This window comes from Paenibacillus humicola, from assembly GCF_028826105.1.
Taxonomy (GTDB): domain Bacteria; phylum Bacillota; class Bacilli; order Paenibacillales; family Paenibacillaceae; genus Paenibacillus_Z; species Paenibacillus_Z humicola.
In genome coordinates this window covers 5,717,747-5,733,421 of the sequence record NZ_JAQGPL010000001.1, presented here as the reverse complement: position 1 = coordinate 5,733,421, position 15,675 = coordinate 5,717,747, and the positions used below count along the sequence as shown (strand labels likewise).

Annotated in this window: 15 protein-coding genes; 14 read left to right on the top strand and 1 reads right to left on the bottom strand. The window is 60.3% G+C overall.

Annotated features, from left to right (window positions below; translation table 11 throughout):
- Positions 1 to 68 precede the first annotated feature (68 nt).
- A complete protein-coding gene (locus tag PD282_RS26370; RefSeq protein ID WP_274654699.1) occupies positions 69 to 950 on the top strand; it encodes a DMT family transporter in 882 nt (293 codons plus the stop codon).
- A 127-nt stretch (positions 951 to 1,077) separates the two neighbouring features.
- Here the strand turns inward: PD282_RS26370 and PD282_RS26365 are convergent, their stop codons facing one another.
- Entirely contained in the window at positions 1,078 to 2,694 is a 1,617-nt protein-coding gene (locus PD282_RS26365) for a PucR family transcriptional regulator (RefSeq protein WP_274654697.1), read from the bottom strand.
- A gap of 212 nt (positions 2,695 to 2,906) precedes the next feature.
- Here PD282_RS26365 and atzD point away from each other — a divergent pair, with 212 nt between their 5' ends.
- From atzD to PD282_RS26300, 13 genes are all read left to right on the top strand, one after another.
- Positions 2,907 to 4,013 (top strand): cyanuric acid amidohydrolase, encoded by a 1,107-nt coding sequence (atzD, locus tag PD282_RS26360; RefSeq protein ID WP_274654695.1) that lies wholly within the window; start codon positions 2,907 to 2,909, stop codon positions 4,011 to 4,013.
- Positions 4,014 to 4,099: 86 nt separating this feature from the next.
- On the top strand, positions 4,100 to 5,566 hold the full coding sequence (locus PD282_RS26355) for an amidase family protein (protein ID WP_274654694.1): 1,467 nt from the start codon (positions 4,100 to 4,102) through the stop codon (positions 5,564 to 5,566).
- 213 nt (positions 5,567 to 5,779) lie between these two features.
- The gene (locus tag PD282_RS26350) at positions 5,780 to 6,631 is read left to right on the top strand and encodes a hypothetical protein (protein ID WP_274654692.1); all 852 of its coding nucleotides are present in this window, start codon (positions 5,780 to 5,782) and stop codon (positions 6,629 to 6,631) included.
- Positions 6,628 to 6,792, top strand: coding sequence for a hypothetical protein (locus PD282_RS26345; protein WP_274654690.1), 165 nt, complete (start codon positions 6,628 to 6,630; stop codon positions 6,790 to 6,792). The genes PD282_RS26350 and PD282_RS26345 overlap by 4 nt, the downstream gene beginning before the upstream one ends.
- A gap of 61 nt (positions 6,793 to 6,853) precedes the next feature.
- The gene (locus tag PD282_RS26340; protein ID WP_274654688.1) at positions 6,854 to 7,642 is read left to right on the top strand and encodes an ABC transporter ATP-binding protein; all 789 of its coding nucleotides are present in this window, start codon (positions 6,854 to 6,856) and stop codon (positions 7,640 to 7,642) included.
- Positions 7,623 to 8,432 carry an ABC transporter permease gene (locus tag PD282_RS26335; protein ID WP_274654687.1) on the top strand — a complete coding sequence of 270 codons (810 nt, stop codon included), beginning with the start codon at positions 7,623 to 7,625 and terminating at the stop codon, positions 8,430 to 8,432. The genes PD282_RS26340 and PD282_RS26335 overlap by 20 nt, the downstream gene beginning before the upstream one ends.
- A complete protein-coding gene (locus tag PD282_RS26330; protein WP_274654685.1) occupies positions 8,429 to 9,244 on the top strand; it encodes an ABC transporter permease in 816 nt (271 codons plus the stop codon). Before PD282_RS26335 ends, PD282_RS26330 begins: the two co-directional genes overlap by 4 nt.
- Before the next feature lie 121 nt (positions 9,245 to 9,365).
- Positions 9,366 to 10,493 (top strand): ABC transporter substrate-binding protein, encoded by a 1,128-nt coding sequence (locus tag PD282_RS26325; protein ID WP_274654683.1) that lies wholly within the window; start codon positions 9,366 to 9,368, stop codon positions 10,491 to 10,493.
- Positions 10,494 to 10,564: 71 nt separating this feature from the next.
- Entirely contained in the window at positions 10,565 to 11,953 is a 1,389-nt protein-coding gene (gene hydA, locus PD282_RS26320) for a dihydropyrimidinase (protein WP_274654681.1), read from the top strand.
- Positions 11,954 to 11,980: 27 nt separating this feature from the next.
- Positions 11,981 to 12,718 carry a FadR/GntR family transcriptional regulator gene (locus PD282_RS26315; RefSeq protein WP_274654679.1) on the top strand — a complete coding sequence of 246 codons (738 nt, stop codon included), beginning with the start codon at positions 11,981 to 11,983 and terminating at the stop codon, positions 12,716 to 12,718.
- Complete coding sequence (locus PD282_RS26310; RefSeq protein ID WP_274654677.1) at positions 12,715 to 13,686, top strand: 2-hydroxyacid dehydrogenase; 972 nt, start codon at positions 12,715 to 12,717, stop codon at positions 13,684 to 13,686. The genes PD282_RS26315 and PD282_RS26310 overlap by 4 nt, the downstream gene beginning before the upstream one ends.
- 349 nt (positions 13,687 to 14,035) lie before the next feature.
- Positions 14,036 to 14,617, top strand: coding sequence for a TetR/AcrR family transcriptional regulator (locus tag PD282_RS26305; protein WP_274654675.1), 582 nt, complete (start codon positions 14,036 to 14,038; stop codon positions 14,615 to 14,617).
- 181 nt (positions 14,618 to 14,798) lie between these two features.
- On the top strand, positions 14,799 to 15,659 hold the full coding sequence (locus tag PD282_RS26300) for an NmrA family NAD(P)-binding protein (RefSeq protein WP_274654673.1): 861 nt from the start codon (positions 14,799 to 14,801) through the stop codon (positions 15,657 to 15,659).
- Positions 15,660 to 15,675: the final 16 nt, after the last annotated feature.

Genomic DNA, 15,675 nt, shown 5'->3' with positions numbered 1-15,675 from the left:
CCAAACGGGGCGTACAATAGCGTTAAGCCGGCCGGCAGACGGCCGGACCTGGATTGGAGGCAAAAGCCATGAATAAATGGGCATATGTGGGACTGATTCTTTTGACAACGTTTTTGATGGGCGTCTCTTTTCCCGTTGGGAAGCTCGGACTTGCGTTCGCGACGCCTTTTCTGCTGATGGGAATCCGGTTCGTACTGGCGGGGGGGCTGCTCGCGCTGATGACGGCGGGGAGGCGGCAGCCGCGCGGAGCGAAGCAGTGGCTGCAGGCGGCGGCCATCGGGCTGTTCCAGTCCGCCGGGGTCATGGGGTGCGCGTATTACAGCATGCACTGGATCACTTCGGGTGAATCGGCGATCATCACGTGCGTCAATCCGCTGCTCGTCGTGCTGTTCGGGACGGTGTTTGCCGGCTCGAGATACAGGCCGCTCCAGTGGTTCGGCGTCGTGCTCGGATTTGCCGGCGTCGTCTTCAGCTTCGGGCTTCATCTTGGGCTGCAGCCCGGCACCTATATCGGCTTCGCCGGTGCCGTCTCGTTCGCGGTCGCCACGCTGCTGACCAAACGATGGAGCCCGCAGTTCGACATGAACGTGCTCGCGGCGTACCAGATGCTGGCGGGCGGCCTGATGCTGCTGCTCCTCAGCCTGCTGACGGAAAAGCCGCATTTTGCGGTAAACGACGAGTCGGTTGCGGTCCTGCTGTGGCTGGCGCTCATGGGCTCGATCGTCCAGTTCGGCCTGTGGTATTACCTGCTGAAAAACGGGGATCCCGGCAAAACGAGCGCCTTCCTGTTCCTCGCGCCGATTTTCGGCGTGTTTATGAGCTGGATCCTGCTGGGCGAAACGGTCGGCTGGCAGACGCTGGCCGGCGGCGCGCTCATCTGCGCCGGCATTTTCCTAGTCAACCGGGACGGCGCGCAGCCGGTCCGCCGCGCGAGCAGCCCGGCCGCCTAAAGTCGGAGCCGCCGCCCAAGCGGAACTTCTGCAGACGGCGGCATAAGCGCGGCGGCGGTTGCCGGGCCTCCGGAACGCCCCGATAGCCGCCGCATCATAAAGACGTCCGAAGGGACGGCTCGCCCGGCTATGCGCCAAGCTTCCTGACCGCGGCCGCAAGCCGCTGCGGGTCGAGCTTTTTCATAAACTCGTACAGCCGCACCGCCAGCTGCAGCCGGAACGAATGCTCCGGATCTCTTACGGAGAGCTGCAGGATCGATTCGATGCGCTCCAGCCGGTACAGCACCGAATTGTAGTGGCGGTAAAGCGTTTTGGCCGTTTCCTTTACATTGCCGCTCGTCAAAATATAACAGGTCAGCGTTTCGAGCAGCTCCTCGTTCTGTTTGCTTCCGCCGCCGAGCAGCGGCTTCAGTATGAACAGCCCCGATGCGATCAGCTCTTCGCTGCCGGCGATGCCGTACAGGCTGTGATAGATGCCCAGCTGCTCGTAGTGGCAGAAGGTGCGCCCGGGGTCGATTGCGGAGAAGATCGCGAGCGCGTCTTTCGCTTCCCGGTAAGCCTCGCCGATGCGGTCGATCGGCTTTGCCGCACTGACGCCCAGCCGGACGGATGACAGCCGGGCGGCTTGCTTCAGCGCCTGCTCAAGCTGTGAGATGGAGAAGCCGCCGCCCGAATACAGCCTTTCCGGAACGAGGACGGCCAGCTGCCGGTCGATCGGAACGATCAGCAGCTCCTGCTGAACGAAGCTCTTATTGTGCATCAGCCGCTCCTGCAGGGGAAGTTCCCCGGTGATCGACGTCAGAATGAGCACGTAGTGCTCGCGCAGGGAAAGCCCGACGGAGGAGGCTTGCAGCAGAATGGTCTCCTTCTGCGTAATTTCGCCCAGGATCCATTTGCGCAGAAAAATTTCCTTGAACCGCTCCTCCACACGGGAGATGCCGTACTGGTTCGTCAGCTTCAGCGCCAGCAGCTTGACGGCATGCTGCAGGATCATGACGGCCGAAGGCGGCAGCTCCCCGCCGGCCCCCTCCTCATAAGCAAGATATCCGAGCAATTCCGTATTGCGTTCGACCGGTATCCAGCAGCAGCTTCTTGCGCCGCCGGAATACATGATCTTCATCCCCTCAAAGGCTTGTACCCTCGTTTGGCGGCCCGGCCGGAGGATTCCGTCCGGCCATTCCAGCCCCTCGACCGGTCGGATGCGTTCGTCCTTGTACGTCAGCAGCGAAAACTCGCGGCCCAGGTCATGCGACAAATGGTCCACAAACGTTTTCAGGCTTTCCCCCATGACGAGCAACTGCGTCAAATGATGGAGACTTTGATGCACCTCATTTATCATCCGGAGCTTGCGGCTTAACATTTCGTCATGCACCTCGGAAATGACGAGCGAGAAATTGGTATCCATGGAGAGATCGATAATGGGGATCCGGCAGCTGTCGGCGTGCTCCAGCATTTTTGGGGGAAGCGTGTGAATATAGCGTTTCCGCTTGATGGCGATCGCGGAAATGTTCCGTTCGGCCAGCCCGAGGATCAATTTCTCCTGGGCGGCGACGTTATCCTTGATCGAAAACCCGGTGGTGAGGAGCAAATCCCCGACGCGCACCTGCTCGTAAATATCCGGCACTTCCATCACATTGACGTTGGTGACCAGGCGGTGAATGCCGCTTTTGCCCGCCAGTATCGGCTGCTTGCCGAACAGATGGCTCCGCTTCTCCAGCAGTTCGCCGACCGAGATGCCTTCCATGGTTGATTCAGCCCCCTTTATGTTATGTTAATTAACAATCAGCGGGATTAATGGAGTCGGAATTTGCCGGTTATAGGTGATTAACAAAAAAATAGCTTCGATTTGTAGTTCAGTTCCAATGATTTAGCGCTGGTTATGTTATATATTATAACACAAGGTTGAGCGGATAGAGCAAGGACTACATGACGGCGAGAGGAGATGACGTAAGCAAAATGGCCATGACAATCGGCGTTCACAAGGTGGCGATGGATTCGCCGGGCGATACATCCGGGCTGGAGGCGCTTATCCGCAGCGGGGAAGTCGATCCGGGCGCCCTTATCGCCTGCATCGGCAAAACGGAAGGCAACGGCGGCGCGAATGATTTTACCCGAAGGCTTGCTTCGCTGAGCTTTCAGCTGATGCTGTCGGCGTATATCGGGAAGGAGCGCAGCGAAGCAATCGTGTTCGTCTGGTCGGGCGGAACGGAGGGCGTGCTCTCTCCCCACGCCACGTTTTTCACCAGGGTCGACGACGATTCGGTCGAGCCGGTTCCGGGCGAACCGGGCCTGGCCGTCAGCGTGCAGAACACGCCGGATATTCCCGCCGAGCATATCGGCCGGATGCCGATGGTGCGCGAGGTGGCGAAGGCCGTCGGGAAGGCGATGGAGGACGCGGGCGTAAGCGGGCCGGAACAGGTGCATTATGTCCAGGTCAAAGGCCCGCTCCTGACGCCCGCGCATCTGCGCGAAGCGGCGGCCGGCGGGAAGGAGCTCGTCACCCGGGACCCGAACCTGTCCAAAGGCTTCGCCAGGGGGGCGATGGCGCTTGGCGTGGCGCTGGCGCTCGGCGAAGTGCAGGAGGAGCGGCTGAGCGACGAGGCGATCAACAGGGACCTGTCGCTCTGCAGCGGCGTCGCCTCGACCTCTGCGGGCGGGGAAATGACGAACTGCGAAATCATTTTGATGGCGAATACCGGCAAAGGCCGCGGGCCGTACGCCATCGGCCATGCCGCGTTGAAGGACGCCGTCGACGCGTCCGGCGTCTACGCGGCGATGAAGGATGCGGGGCTGGCGTTCAAACAGGCGCCGCCCGCGGAGCTGCAGCGGCAGGTGGCTGCGGTGTTCGCCAAGGCCGAAGCGAGCCCGGACATTCGCGGCTGGAGAACGACGATGCTGTCCGACGCGGATATTCATTACGAGCGGCATGCCAGGGCGGCCGCCGGCGCCGTTATTACAAGCGTTGTCGGCAGTCCGGCCGTATTCGTCAGCGGCGGTACGGAGCATCAGTGCCCGCCCGGCTTCGCGCCGATCGCGTGCATTGTCAGAAGAGGCGGCGCGTGAATGCGCGGCCGCGGCGGCGGTCGGCCCTGCCCGCGGGCGCAGGGGCGCATTGAACAAGACGGAACGAGAAAGGAGCTGCGAAAAGCGTGGTGCGATCCAGTGGCGGACCCGACCGTTCGTTTTCGATTTTGGAGGCGGCCATTCCCGAGCTTCGGCGGGTGATGGATGAGGGCCTGCTTACGGCGAGGGAGCTGACGGCGTTTTATTTGGACCGCATCGAGGCCTGCGACCGCAAAGGGCCGCAGCTGCAGGCGATGCTTTCGGTGAACCCGCATGCCCTGAAGCAGGCGGACGAGCTGGACGAAGAGCGGGTACGGCAGGGACCGAGAGGACCGCTTCACGGCATCCCGATCGTCGTGAAGGACAATTATAATACGGCGGATATGCCGACGACCGCGGGGGCGGAAGCGCTGGCCGGCTTTACGGCTGCCGCCGACTGCCGCATCGTTCGGAATCTCCGGCGGGCCGGGGCGATCATCCTGGGCAAAACGAACCTCCACGAGCTCGCGCTGTTCGGATTGTCGCGGAGCGCGCTCGGCGGGCAGACGAAAAATCCGTACGACCTGACGAAAACGCCCGGCGGCTCGAGCGGAGGAACCGGCGCCGCCGTCAGCGCCAATTTCGCCGCGGCGGGGACGGGGACGGATGCCGTCAACTCCGTGCGTTCCCCGGCATCGGCGAACAATTTGGTCGGGATTCGGCCGACGAAGGGGCTGATGGACCTCGAGGGCATTTTGCCGGTCACGTTTACGCAGGATAACGCAGGTCCGATCGCCCGGACCGTGGAGGATGCGGCGATTTTGTTCGAGGTGATGGAAGGCGGGCGCTATCCCTGCCGCGCCGGACTAAGCGCACAAGGGCTCGCGGGCTGCAGAATCGGCGTGCTGCGCAGCTTTTTCGGCCGGTCCCGTGAGCATGAGGAAGTGAACCTGATCGCGGGACGAGCGCTGCGGCAGATGGAGGAGCTGGGGGCGGTCGTCATCGAGCTGGATGAGCCGATGCTGGATGCGGAAGAGCTGCTGCGGGAGCTCGATGTGCAGCGGTTCGAGGTGCGGCATGAAATGGAACGGTATTTCGCCGCTTACCGCGCTCCTGTGCAGACGCTGGAGGAGCTGCTGGCGGCGGGGAGCTTCGAGCCCCCGATCCGGGCATTTCTGGAATCGGCAATTGGCACCCCCGATATGCTGGAGCATCCGGAGTATTTGCAGCGGCTGCGAATGATCGGGGAGCTGCGCGATCAGCTGAACGCCCTGTTCGCCGGACATCGTCTGGACGCCTTGTTCTACCCGCACCAAAAAAGGCTGGTCGTCGATATCGGGGAAGATTCGCAGTACGAGCGAAACGGCATCCTGGCCGCGTTGACGGGATTCCCCGCCATTACGTTTCCCGGTGGGTTCTCCGCCCCGACCGAAACGGCTCCGATCGGCGTTCCGATCGGGCTCGAACTGCTCGGAAAGCCGTATGAGGACGCGAAGCTGATCCGGATGGCGTTTGCCTACGAGAAGGCGGCGAGTATGCGGCGGTTTCCTCCTTTTGCAAATGCGTCAGAATAACGGAAGAATATATGACATACATATAAATTCTGGGCGGAAACGGCGCTTATTTGTTTAAAACAGCGAATTGGAAATAAATAACGTCAATTATATGTAATATATTTTAACGTAAATTATTGACCACGAAGAATATGCGTTATATTATATAACAACAAAATATGGTTAGACCATTGGTCCATCACGGAAAATTTAGTATCCGGCCGGGTGATTGACGTGAACGAACAGAACTTCAGAAGAGAATTGGCGAGTGCCGGCAGAATCGACGAAGCGCAGGCCCGCGAGTGGGTAAGCGGCACGATCCCGATGGCTGCTCGTTATATCGAGCCGGCGGAGGCCGATACGCCGTTCGAGATACGAATGCATCTGCGTTTCGCGGAACCGTCCGCGGTTCCGCTCGGCCGATGGATGGGCTGCTATCCGGAGCTGATCGGCGGACAGGGCGATTTGACGATTATCGCGGACTGGTCCTTTTCGCTGTATGCGCAGTACCTGTCCATCGAAGCGGCATTTGAAGACGAAGCGGAAAGAACGGTGCTGCAGCACGCTTTTCTCGACCGCTCGCGGATCAAGATCGGCATCGCCAACGACGTTTATCAGCCGTTCGCGCCGCTGCCGGAAGCGTACAGCATGGTTCGGCATCACTCCCTCATGCTCTATATGTCGCTTGATTGGCTGACCCGGGAAGAAAAGGAACGGTGGACGGCGATCAGCCGCCGGGCGGGCGAGGCCGTGGCCGGCATGCTGGAGGAGAGCGCCGATCCGCTGGAGACGGTGCGTCGATGGGAGCACGACGGACGGCGGGTCATGCTGGAGACGGGCCCTATGACGGTATCGGCGGAAGGCATGGAACGGATTCTGCGGGATGAGGACATCATGCGGGACGTGAAACGCTACTACGCGCTCACCTACTTCGGAATCGGCGTGCTTGCATACGACCACGCCCGGGCCGGCGGAACCGAAGCGTGGAAGCGGGAGCAAATCGGGGCGCTGCCGCAGGCGGACTATATGGAGCGCCTCATCCTGGATTATCTTGCAGATTGCCGTAAAGGACGTGCGGCAAAATGAAAGTCCTTCTACGGTGTCCCGGGAAAATGGGCGAAGCCGTGGCTCGGCTGCTGCTGAAGGCCGGTCATGAACTGCTCGTGCTGAAGAACCGCAACCCGGAGCTTGTTCACCGGCCGGCCTCCGAAGGCGCGGCGGTCGTCTCCATTGGCACGTTTTATTAGGACGCTTCGAATATCCGTATCGCGGACGGCCGACGTCTGCGGGAAGAGGAGTGATTGGTCTATGGGAGCGGAAATCGTCGTCGATCAAGTCAACATGACCTTCGGGTCCAGGGAAAAAGCCGTCACGGCGCTCAGCGGGATCCAGCTTGAAATCGGGAAGGGCGAAATCGTGTCGCTGCTCGGTCCGTCCGGCTGCGGGAAATCGACGCTTCTGCGCCTCATGGCGGACCTGCTGTCGCCGACCTCGGGAAAAATTCTCGTCGAGAACGAAGCCCCCGTCCAGGCGCGCCTGCAGCGAAAATTCGGTATCATCTTCCAATCGCCGACTCTGCTGGAATGGCGGAACGTGGTCGACAACGTCTCGCTTCCGCTCGAGTTTCTCGGCCTGAAGAAGCGCGAGCGCAAACAAATCGCCATGGAGCAGCTGGCCATCGTCGGCCTGGAAAAATTCGCGGAGCATCATCCGTGGCAGCTGAGCGGCGGGATGCAGCAGCGGGTCGCGATCGCGCGGGCGCTCACCTTTAACCCGCCGATTCTGCTGATGGACGAGCCGTTCTCCGCCCTGGACGAATTTACGAAGGAACGTCTCCACCTGGAGGTGATCCGGATTCAGGATAAGACCGGGAAAACCGTCGTTTTCGTGACGCACAGCATTCCGGAAGCCGTTTTTCTGTCGCATCGCATCGTGGTGCTTTCCGCTCATCCCGGCCGGATCAACCATATTATGGACGTCGACCTTCCGGAGCCGAGGGATTTATCCGTGAGGGAGCATCCCAAGTTTTTCGACTACATGACCCAGGTGCGAAAATGCTTCGACGGGGGGGTTTACGATGAGGATCTTCTTCGTTAACCGCAGGAACATTCATTTTCTGTATTGGCTGATCGCCGTTTACGCGCTGTGGGAAGCGGCGGCCTGGGGCATTCGGAACGTGCTGCCGGTGAGCCAGCCGGGCACGAAATGGCCTTATATCTCCCATGTGATTCCTTTCATCATTCACAACCTGCCCCAGCTTCTCCAGCAAGGCGGCGTCACGTTCCTGAATGCCGTCACCGGCTTTTTCGCGGGCAGCCTGGTCGGGCTCGCCCTGGCCGTCATCATGAGCCTCTCCAAAACGATCGAACGCACGATTACGCCGTATATCGTCTCCTCGCAAATGGTGCCGATCATCGGACTCGCGCCGATTATCTTCGGCATCCTGCACAATGCGGATTTGTCGCGGATTACGATGGCGGCTTACGTGACGTTCTTTCCGGTCACGATCAACAGCCTCGCGGGACTGAGCAGCGTCAGGCAGGAGCACAAGGAGCTGCTGAGCTCGTACGCCTGTCCGACCTGGAAGTATTATTGGAAGCTGGCGCTCCCCTCGTCGCTGCCGCAGTTTTTTCTCGGCCTCAAGCTTTCCGCCCCGCTGTCGATCACCGCGTCGATCGTCGTGGAGCTGATGGGCGCGCCGAACGGGATCGGCGTCCTGATGGTCAGCAGCCTTTATTACGGGACCGCGCAATCCGACATGTTTTGGGCGACCGTCTTTTTCAGCGCCGTCATCGGGCTTGCGGCATTTCTGCTCATCTCGGTCATCGAGCGGCTCGTGACGCCGTGGCAGCCCGAATTTCGCGAGCGAGGGGGGCGGCAAGCATGAAGACGACGGACGGACAAGCCGTCATCAGCCGGAAAACCTCCGCAGCTCCCGCCTCGTTCCGGACATGGATCGCCGTCAGGCAGATGAGCTTCTACCCCTGGCTGGCCGGTATTCTGATCCTGCTTCTTTGGCAGCTGAAGCTGTTCCATCGGCTGCTGAAGCTCGAGCTGTACCAGCTGCCTATCCCTTCCGACATCTGGGGAGCGTTCCGCGATCAGTACGATCTGCTGCTGAACTATATGGGCTATACCGGAGTTGAAATTTTCGGCGGGTTTCTGGTCGGCTCGCTGCTCGGGTTCGTCATTGCGATCCCCGCCTCCTTGTATCCGAACGGGGGGCGCGGAGGGATCGCGATGATCGCGATGCTGAACGCCGTGCCGATCGTCGCGCTGGCGCCCGTGATGAACAACTGGTTCGGCGATGGCGTCGCCTCGCGGATCGGCGTCGTATCGGTGCTGACGATGGCGACGATGTGCGTCAACGCGTTCAAGGGCATGACCTCCATCGATCCCGCTTATTTCGAGCTGATGCAGTCGTATGCGGCTTCCAAATGGAAGGTGTTCTTCAAAATCCGCCTTCCCCACGGCCTGCCGAACGTCTTCGCCGCGCTGAAAATCAACATGACCACGAGCATTATCGGCGCGATCGTCGGCGAGTTCTTTTACGCTTCCCGCGGGCTCGGCTATTTGCTCTCCGACCAGATCAAGCTGGCCAACATGCCGCTCTCCTGGGCGTGCATCTCGCTCGCGGCGATTCTCGGCATCATCCTCTATTTCGTCGTCCAATCGACGGAGAGGTTCTTTATACCTTGAAAGAAATCTTACGGGGGAAAGAGGTAATCGCCAAAAAACGCGACGGCTAAACGGTAATGTTCTTCTAAGCTGCCCGGGTACAAGTCAAGCCAAATATAAACGTTCAGGGGTGGAGAGAAACATGAAATGGAAAAAAACGAGTTTGCTGTCGCTGGTCTTCGTGCTGATGATGTCGATTGTGCTGTCCGCGTGCGGCGGCGGGGGCAGCGGTTCGTCCGGCGGTAACGCCCCGGCAGGCGATGCGGGCGGCTCCGCGTCGGACGGCGGCTCCGGCGGATCTTCGGGCGGCAATTCCGGCGGCTCCGGCAGCGCCCCCAAAGACCTGACCAAGGTTTCCATTCAGCTGAAATGGGTGCCGCAGGCGCAGTTCGCCGGCATCTATGTCGCGAAAGCGAAAGGGTTCTTCGCGGACGAAGGCATCGACGTCGACATCCATCCGGGCGGCCCGGACGTCATCATCGAGCAGCAGGTCGTGAACGGAAGCGCCGATATCGGCATCACCGGCGTCGACAGCCTGCTGGTCAACCAGGAGCACGGGCTTCCGATCGTTGCGATTGCGCAAATTTTGCAGAAGAGCAGCCAGCTGCTGATGGCCAAAACCAAATCGGGCATCGATTCGCCCGAGAAGATGAAGGGCAAGCGGGTCGGCAACCAGGGCGGAAGCCAGCAGTTCCAGCTTCTCTCCTTCCTGGACAAGTACGGGATGAGCGCGAAAAACGTACAGCTCGTCAAGCAGGGCTTTACGATGGATCAGCTGCTGAACGATCAGCTGGATGTGGCGATGGGCGCCATTTTCAACGAATATCACGTCATTCTGGAAAACGGCTATAAGCCCGAAGACGTGCAGACGTTCAGCTTCGCGGATGCCGGCGTCGGCATGCTGGAGGACGTGCTGATCGCGAAACGGGATTGGCTCGCCAATAACCGCGATCTGGCCGTACGGACGACCCGCGCCATTCTGAAGGGCTGGCAGTACGCGATCGCCAATCAGAAGGAAGCGATCGACATCGTCATGAAGGAAATCGCCCAAGGCTCGTCGACGCGCCAGCATCAGGAGACGATGCTGCTCGAAATCGCCAAGCTGATCATGCCTCCGGGCGCACCGGCGAGCAGTCTCGGGCAGATCGATCCGGAAGCTTACCAGAACACGGCCAATATCGCCGAGAAATACGGGATCGTCAAGAAGAAGGTCGATCTGACGAAGGTTTACGATCAGACGATCGCACAGGACGCGGCCAAAGGGCTGTAAATCCATTTAGGCAGGGGACCGGGCGGGAGCATGGAGCTGTCCGGTCTCCGCAAGTTATGGAGGGGATAAGGGTGAAAACGCTCATTCAAAACGGCGTCGCCGTTACCGAAGAAGGAGCCCTAAAGGCGGATATGCTGATCGAAGACGGCAAAATCGCGGCGATCGGCAGCTTGCCGCCTGAGGAGTCGGCCGTGGATGCGCTCATTGACGCGCAGGGCTGCTACATTTTGCCTGGCGGTATCGATGTGCATACGCATCTGGACTGGAATTTCGCCGACTTGAAGACGGCGGACGATTTCGCGACCGGCTCCAAAGCGGCCGCCGCGGGCGGTATTACGTCGATTATCAACTTCACCAACCGCCGGGAGGGCCAGTCGCTCTACGGCGACCTGATGGAATGGAAGGAACGGGCGAAGCCGTGCAATGTCGACTACGGCTTTCATGTGATCATTAACGATTACAACGAAGCGATGCTGCAGGACCTGCCGAAGCTGGCGGAAGCGGGCGTCAGCTCGATCAAGCTGTTCATGGCTTATAAAGACGTGTTTCAGGTAAACGACGGCACGATGTACGAAATTATGAAGGAAACGGGCCGGCTCGGCATCATGACCAACGTTCATGCGGAGAACGGGGACGTGATCGAGCGGCTGATTGCGGAGCATCTTCGCGAAGGGAAGACGAGCCCGATCTATCACAGCCTTAGCCGCCCGCCCGAGCTGGAGGCCGAGGCTGCGCACCGGGCGATCGCCATCGCCGATCTGGCGAACGCGCCGCTTTATATCGTGCACGTCAGCAGCGCGCTGTGCATGGACGAAATCGCCGCGGCGAAAGCGGCGGGCAAACGCGTTTACGGCGAGACGTGCCCGCAGTATCTTGCGCTCGATATCACCGACCTGGAGCGGCAGGACGGCAGCAAATATATTTGCTCGCCGCCGCTGCGCGAGCGGTGGAACCAGGAGAAGCTGTGGGCGGGGCTGGCCGGCGGCACGCTGTCCACGATCGGTTCCGACCACAGCCCGTTCCATTACGCGGAGAAGGAACGGAGGGGCGGCGGCGACTTCTCGAAGGTGCCGAACGGAGTGCCGATGATCGAGGATCAATACGCCGTCGTTTTTCACCACGGGGTGATGGAAAACCGGATTTCGATCGAGACGTTCGTCCGCATTACGAGCACCAATCCGGCCAAGCTGTTCGGCATGTATCCGCGGAAAGGCGCGATCGCCGTCGGCTCCGACGCGGACCTTGTCGTGATGGACCCGAACAAAACCCGCGTCATTACGCAGGCGGCTCAGCAGCAGAACGTCGACTACAACGTATTCGAAGGGAAGGAAGTGCGCGGCCTGATCCGCTATGTTCTGTCGAGAGGCGAGCTTATCGCCCGGCAGGGCGCTTACGTCGGCCGGGAAGGGCGAGGCGAATATATACACCGTCAGCCGATCAATGATAAGATGAACGTGTAATTTATTTTCTTCAAAGGATTGGATGTCTTGAAACCTATCCCCAGAACGAATCGCAAATTCGAGGACGTTCTCCTGCGAATTCGGGATGAAATCGTGCAGAGCAACCTGCAGCCCGGCGACAAGCTGATGCCCGAGCGGGAAATGTCCGAGGCGCTGCAGGTCAGCCGGACGTCGGTGCGGGAAGCGCTGCGCATATTGGAATTTTTCGATGTCATTCAGTCGAAGCCTGGGGAAGGCACGACGCTGCGCAAGCCGAATATCGCCAATCTGCTGGCGAATTTTTATCCTTTCTTCCTCCTGCCGGCTTCCACGAACATCGAGCTGCTCGAAGCGCGCAAGGTGCTGGAGGGAGGCATTGCGGTGCTGGCGGCCGAGAGGCGGACGACCGCGCATATCGAACGGATGCAGGCGGCGCTGGAAGGGCTGCTGTCGGACGATCTGGACGTTCAGATTCAGTCCGATCTCGATTTTCACCAGGCGATGTCCGATGCGGCCGGCAACAAAACGCTGTCCGATATTTTATTCGTCGTATCCGACGTCTTCGAGAAAAACCTTCAGTCCAACCGGCTGCATCTGTTCAAGATGCCCGGCGCCAAAGAGACGCTGTACAACCTGCATGCGGCAGTCATCCGGGGCATCATCGACGGCGACGCCGGGAAAGCGAAGGCGGCGCTGGAGCAAAGCCTGGATTACGCAATCGAACGAATCAATCAGTCCGGATTTCACCGGACGAGCGGCCATAGAAGGGATGCGAAGCGTTCATGAAGCCTTACGTGTTTATCGACAGACCGATTCCCGGGGAAGCGGAAGCCCATATCGCCGGTCATTGCGATTATTCGATTTGGGACCGCAAGGAACCGGTCCCGCCGGAGACGCTTCGCGAGCAGCTGTCGCGGGCGAACGGCCTGCTGACGTCGGGCCGGAGAATCGACGCCGGCTTCCTGGAAGCCGCGCCTATGCTGAAGGCGGTCAGCACGATCAGCGTCGGGTACAATCACTTCGATACCGCAGCGATGAAAGCGCGCGGCGTAATCGGCACGCATACGCCGGATGTCCTGAACGAGACCGTGGCCGACCTCGTCTTCGCCTTGATACTGAGCGCCGCCCGCCGGATTCCCGAGCTTGACCGTTACGTGAAGGACGGGCTGTGGAAGCCCGCCGACAACGAGAAGCTGTTCGGCGTCGACGTGCATCACGCTTCGCTCGGCATCATCGGCATGGGCCGGATCGGCGATGCGATCGCACGCCGGGCGAAATTCGGCTTCGGCATGAACGTGAGCTACTTCAACCGGTCGCGCAGGGAAAGCGCGGAGCGGGAGTACGGCGCGGTCCGAATGAGCCTGGACGAGCTGCTGCGGACATCCGATTTTGTACTGCTGATGACGCCGCTTACGCCGGAAACGACCCGCATGATCGGCCGCGATCAATTCCGGATGATGAAGGAGAGCGCCATCTTCATCAACGCTTCGCGCGGACCGACGGTCGACGAGGAAGCCTTGACCGAGGCGCTGCGGGAGGGATGGATCCGCGCGGCGGGGCTCGACGTATTCGAGCGCGAGCCGGTCTCTCCGGACAATCCGCTGCTGGAGCTGCCGAATGTCGTCACGGTGCCGCATATCGGGTCGGCGACCGCCCGCACCCGATTCGACATGGCGATGCTTGCGGCCCGCAACCTCGTGCTGGCCGTTACCGGCGGCACCCCGCCGAATGTCGTCCCGGAGCTTGCCGATTAAGAGCAGCGCCGGCAGAGGCCGCTAACGGGGCCGAGGTGCTGTATTCGAATGGGCCGAATTCGTCGAAGGGAACGTGCAGGCGACGCTCTCCTGACCGGTTCGCCGGCGGGAGGCTGCCGGCAGAAGCCGCTCTTGCTTCGTGCGGAGTTTGCTTCGCACGGCTCTCGCAGATCCGCCTTTATCCGGCCTTAGTACCCGGGTAAGGGCGGATTGCCGTTTTCAAGACCCTCCGGACGTTTCGCTTGCGGCCGCCCCGGAAATTGCCGTTTGTCCCCTGCGGACGGTTGTGCTAAGATCGTTTTTAAAAGATCGATGCCCACGGCGTTTGGGAAAAGGAGGTGCAAGTCCAATGGCAGACGAAGTCTTGTCCAAAGAACGGATTCTGGATACGACTGAGGAGGTTCTGCGCAAATTCGGGCCTGCGAAAACGAACATGTCCGACATCGCCCGGGCGCTCGGCGTCAGTCACGCCGCCCTGTACCGGCTCTATGACAATAAAGCGGCGCTGAAGGAAGCCGTTGTCGAGCGGTGGCTGGAGCGTTCCCTCCCCCCGCTGATCGCGGTCGCCGAGGAGGACGGTCCGGCCGAGCTTCGGCTTTACCGCTGGCTGGATACCCTTCGCACCTATAAACGGAACCGCTCGAGGCGGGATCCCGAGCTGTTCGAGATGTACGCCGGGCTCGTCAAGGAAGCGCCGAGCGCTCTGCAGAAGCATCGCGACCGCCTGCTCGGCCAATTGGCCGCCATCATCGAAGACGGCATATCGCAGGAAACGATCGCGCGGCAGGACGTCCGTATGGCGGCCGAAGCCGTATATACGGCCACGACGCCATTTCATCATGCCGCCCATGCCTCGGAATGGGAGCTGCCCGAAGCGGACAGCCGCTTCGAAGCGATATGGCGCCTCATTTCGCACGGACTGTTTGCCTGACGTCATCGCAACGTACCGGACGGACATTTATTCATCCCGCCTGTTCTCCCTTCGGAAGCTACCCCGTCCGGGCAGGGAGAGCATATTTTTTTGCTTTTAAGTTACAAAAAAATTAAAATGTATATTGTAATTTATAATTTCTCATGCTAAGATGGACTCCATTACGAGGAGGCGATAAAATATGTTTGTTATAATGGGTGCTACCGGTCAAGTTGGAGGCGCGGCAGCCGAAGCGCTGCTGGCGCAGGGCAGGAAGGTCCGGGTCGTGGTCCGGAATGAGGAGAAAGCGAAGGCTTGGCGGGAGCGCGGCGCCGAAGCCGCATTGGCGGATTACCGCGATGCCGATGCTCTGCAGGCGGCTTTTGACGGGGCGGAAGCCGTGTTTTATATGAATCCGCCGGTTTTCTATCCGTCGGAAGGATTCCCCGAGACGAAGGAAACCGTCGGGGCGGCCGCCAAAGCGCTCGCAGCGGCCGGCGTGCCGAAATTCGTTGCGCTCTCGTCCGTCGGCGCTCACCGCACGCAAGGGCTGGGTATTATCGAATCGCTTCATATTCTCGAGGAGGAGCTTGCGAAGCTGCCGATTCCGTCCGCGTTTCTGCGCGCGGCCTGGTTTCAGGACAACTGCTTCTGGGACGTCGAGCCCGCGCGCGGCGGGCAGGTGTACAGCTTTCTGCACCCGCTGGACCGCAAAATCCCGATGATCGCCACGACAGATATCGGACAAATCGCGGCCGAGACGCTGCAGCAGAGCTGGGACGGGGTCCGGTATCTGGAGCTGCAGGGGCCCGAGCCTTATTCGCCGAACGATATCGCCGCCGCTTTCGCAAGGCTGCTGAAGCGCGAAGTAAAAGCGGTCGAGGTTCCGCGCAGCGAGTGGGCCGCCGCTTTTGTCAGCCAGGGAGGCGATCCGGACCGGCTTCACGGCCGGATTGAGATGCTGGACGGCTTCAACAAGGGATGGATCGATTTCGAGCGCCAAGGCACCGAGCTGATTTCCGGGCGGACCACGCTCGAAGAAACGCTCAAAAAATGGCTGTAACGCGTTACAGCAAGGA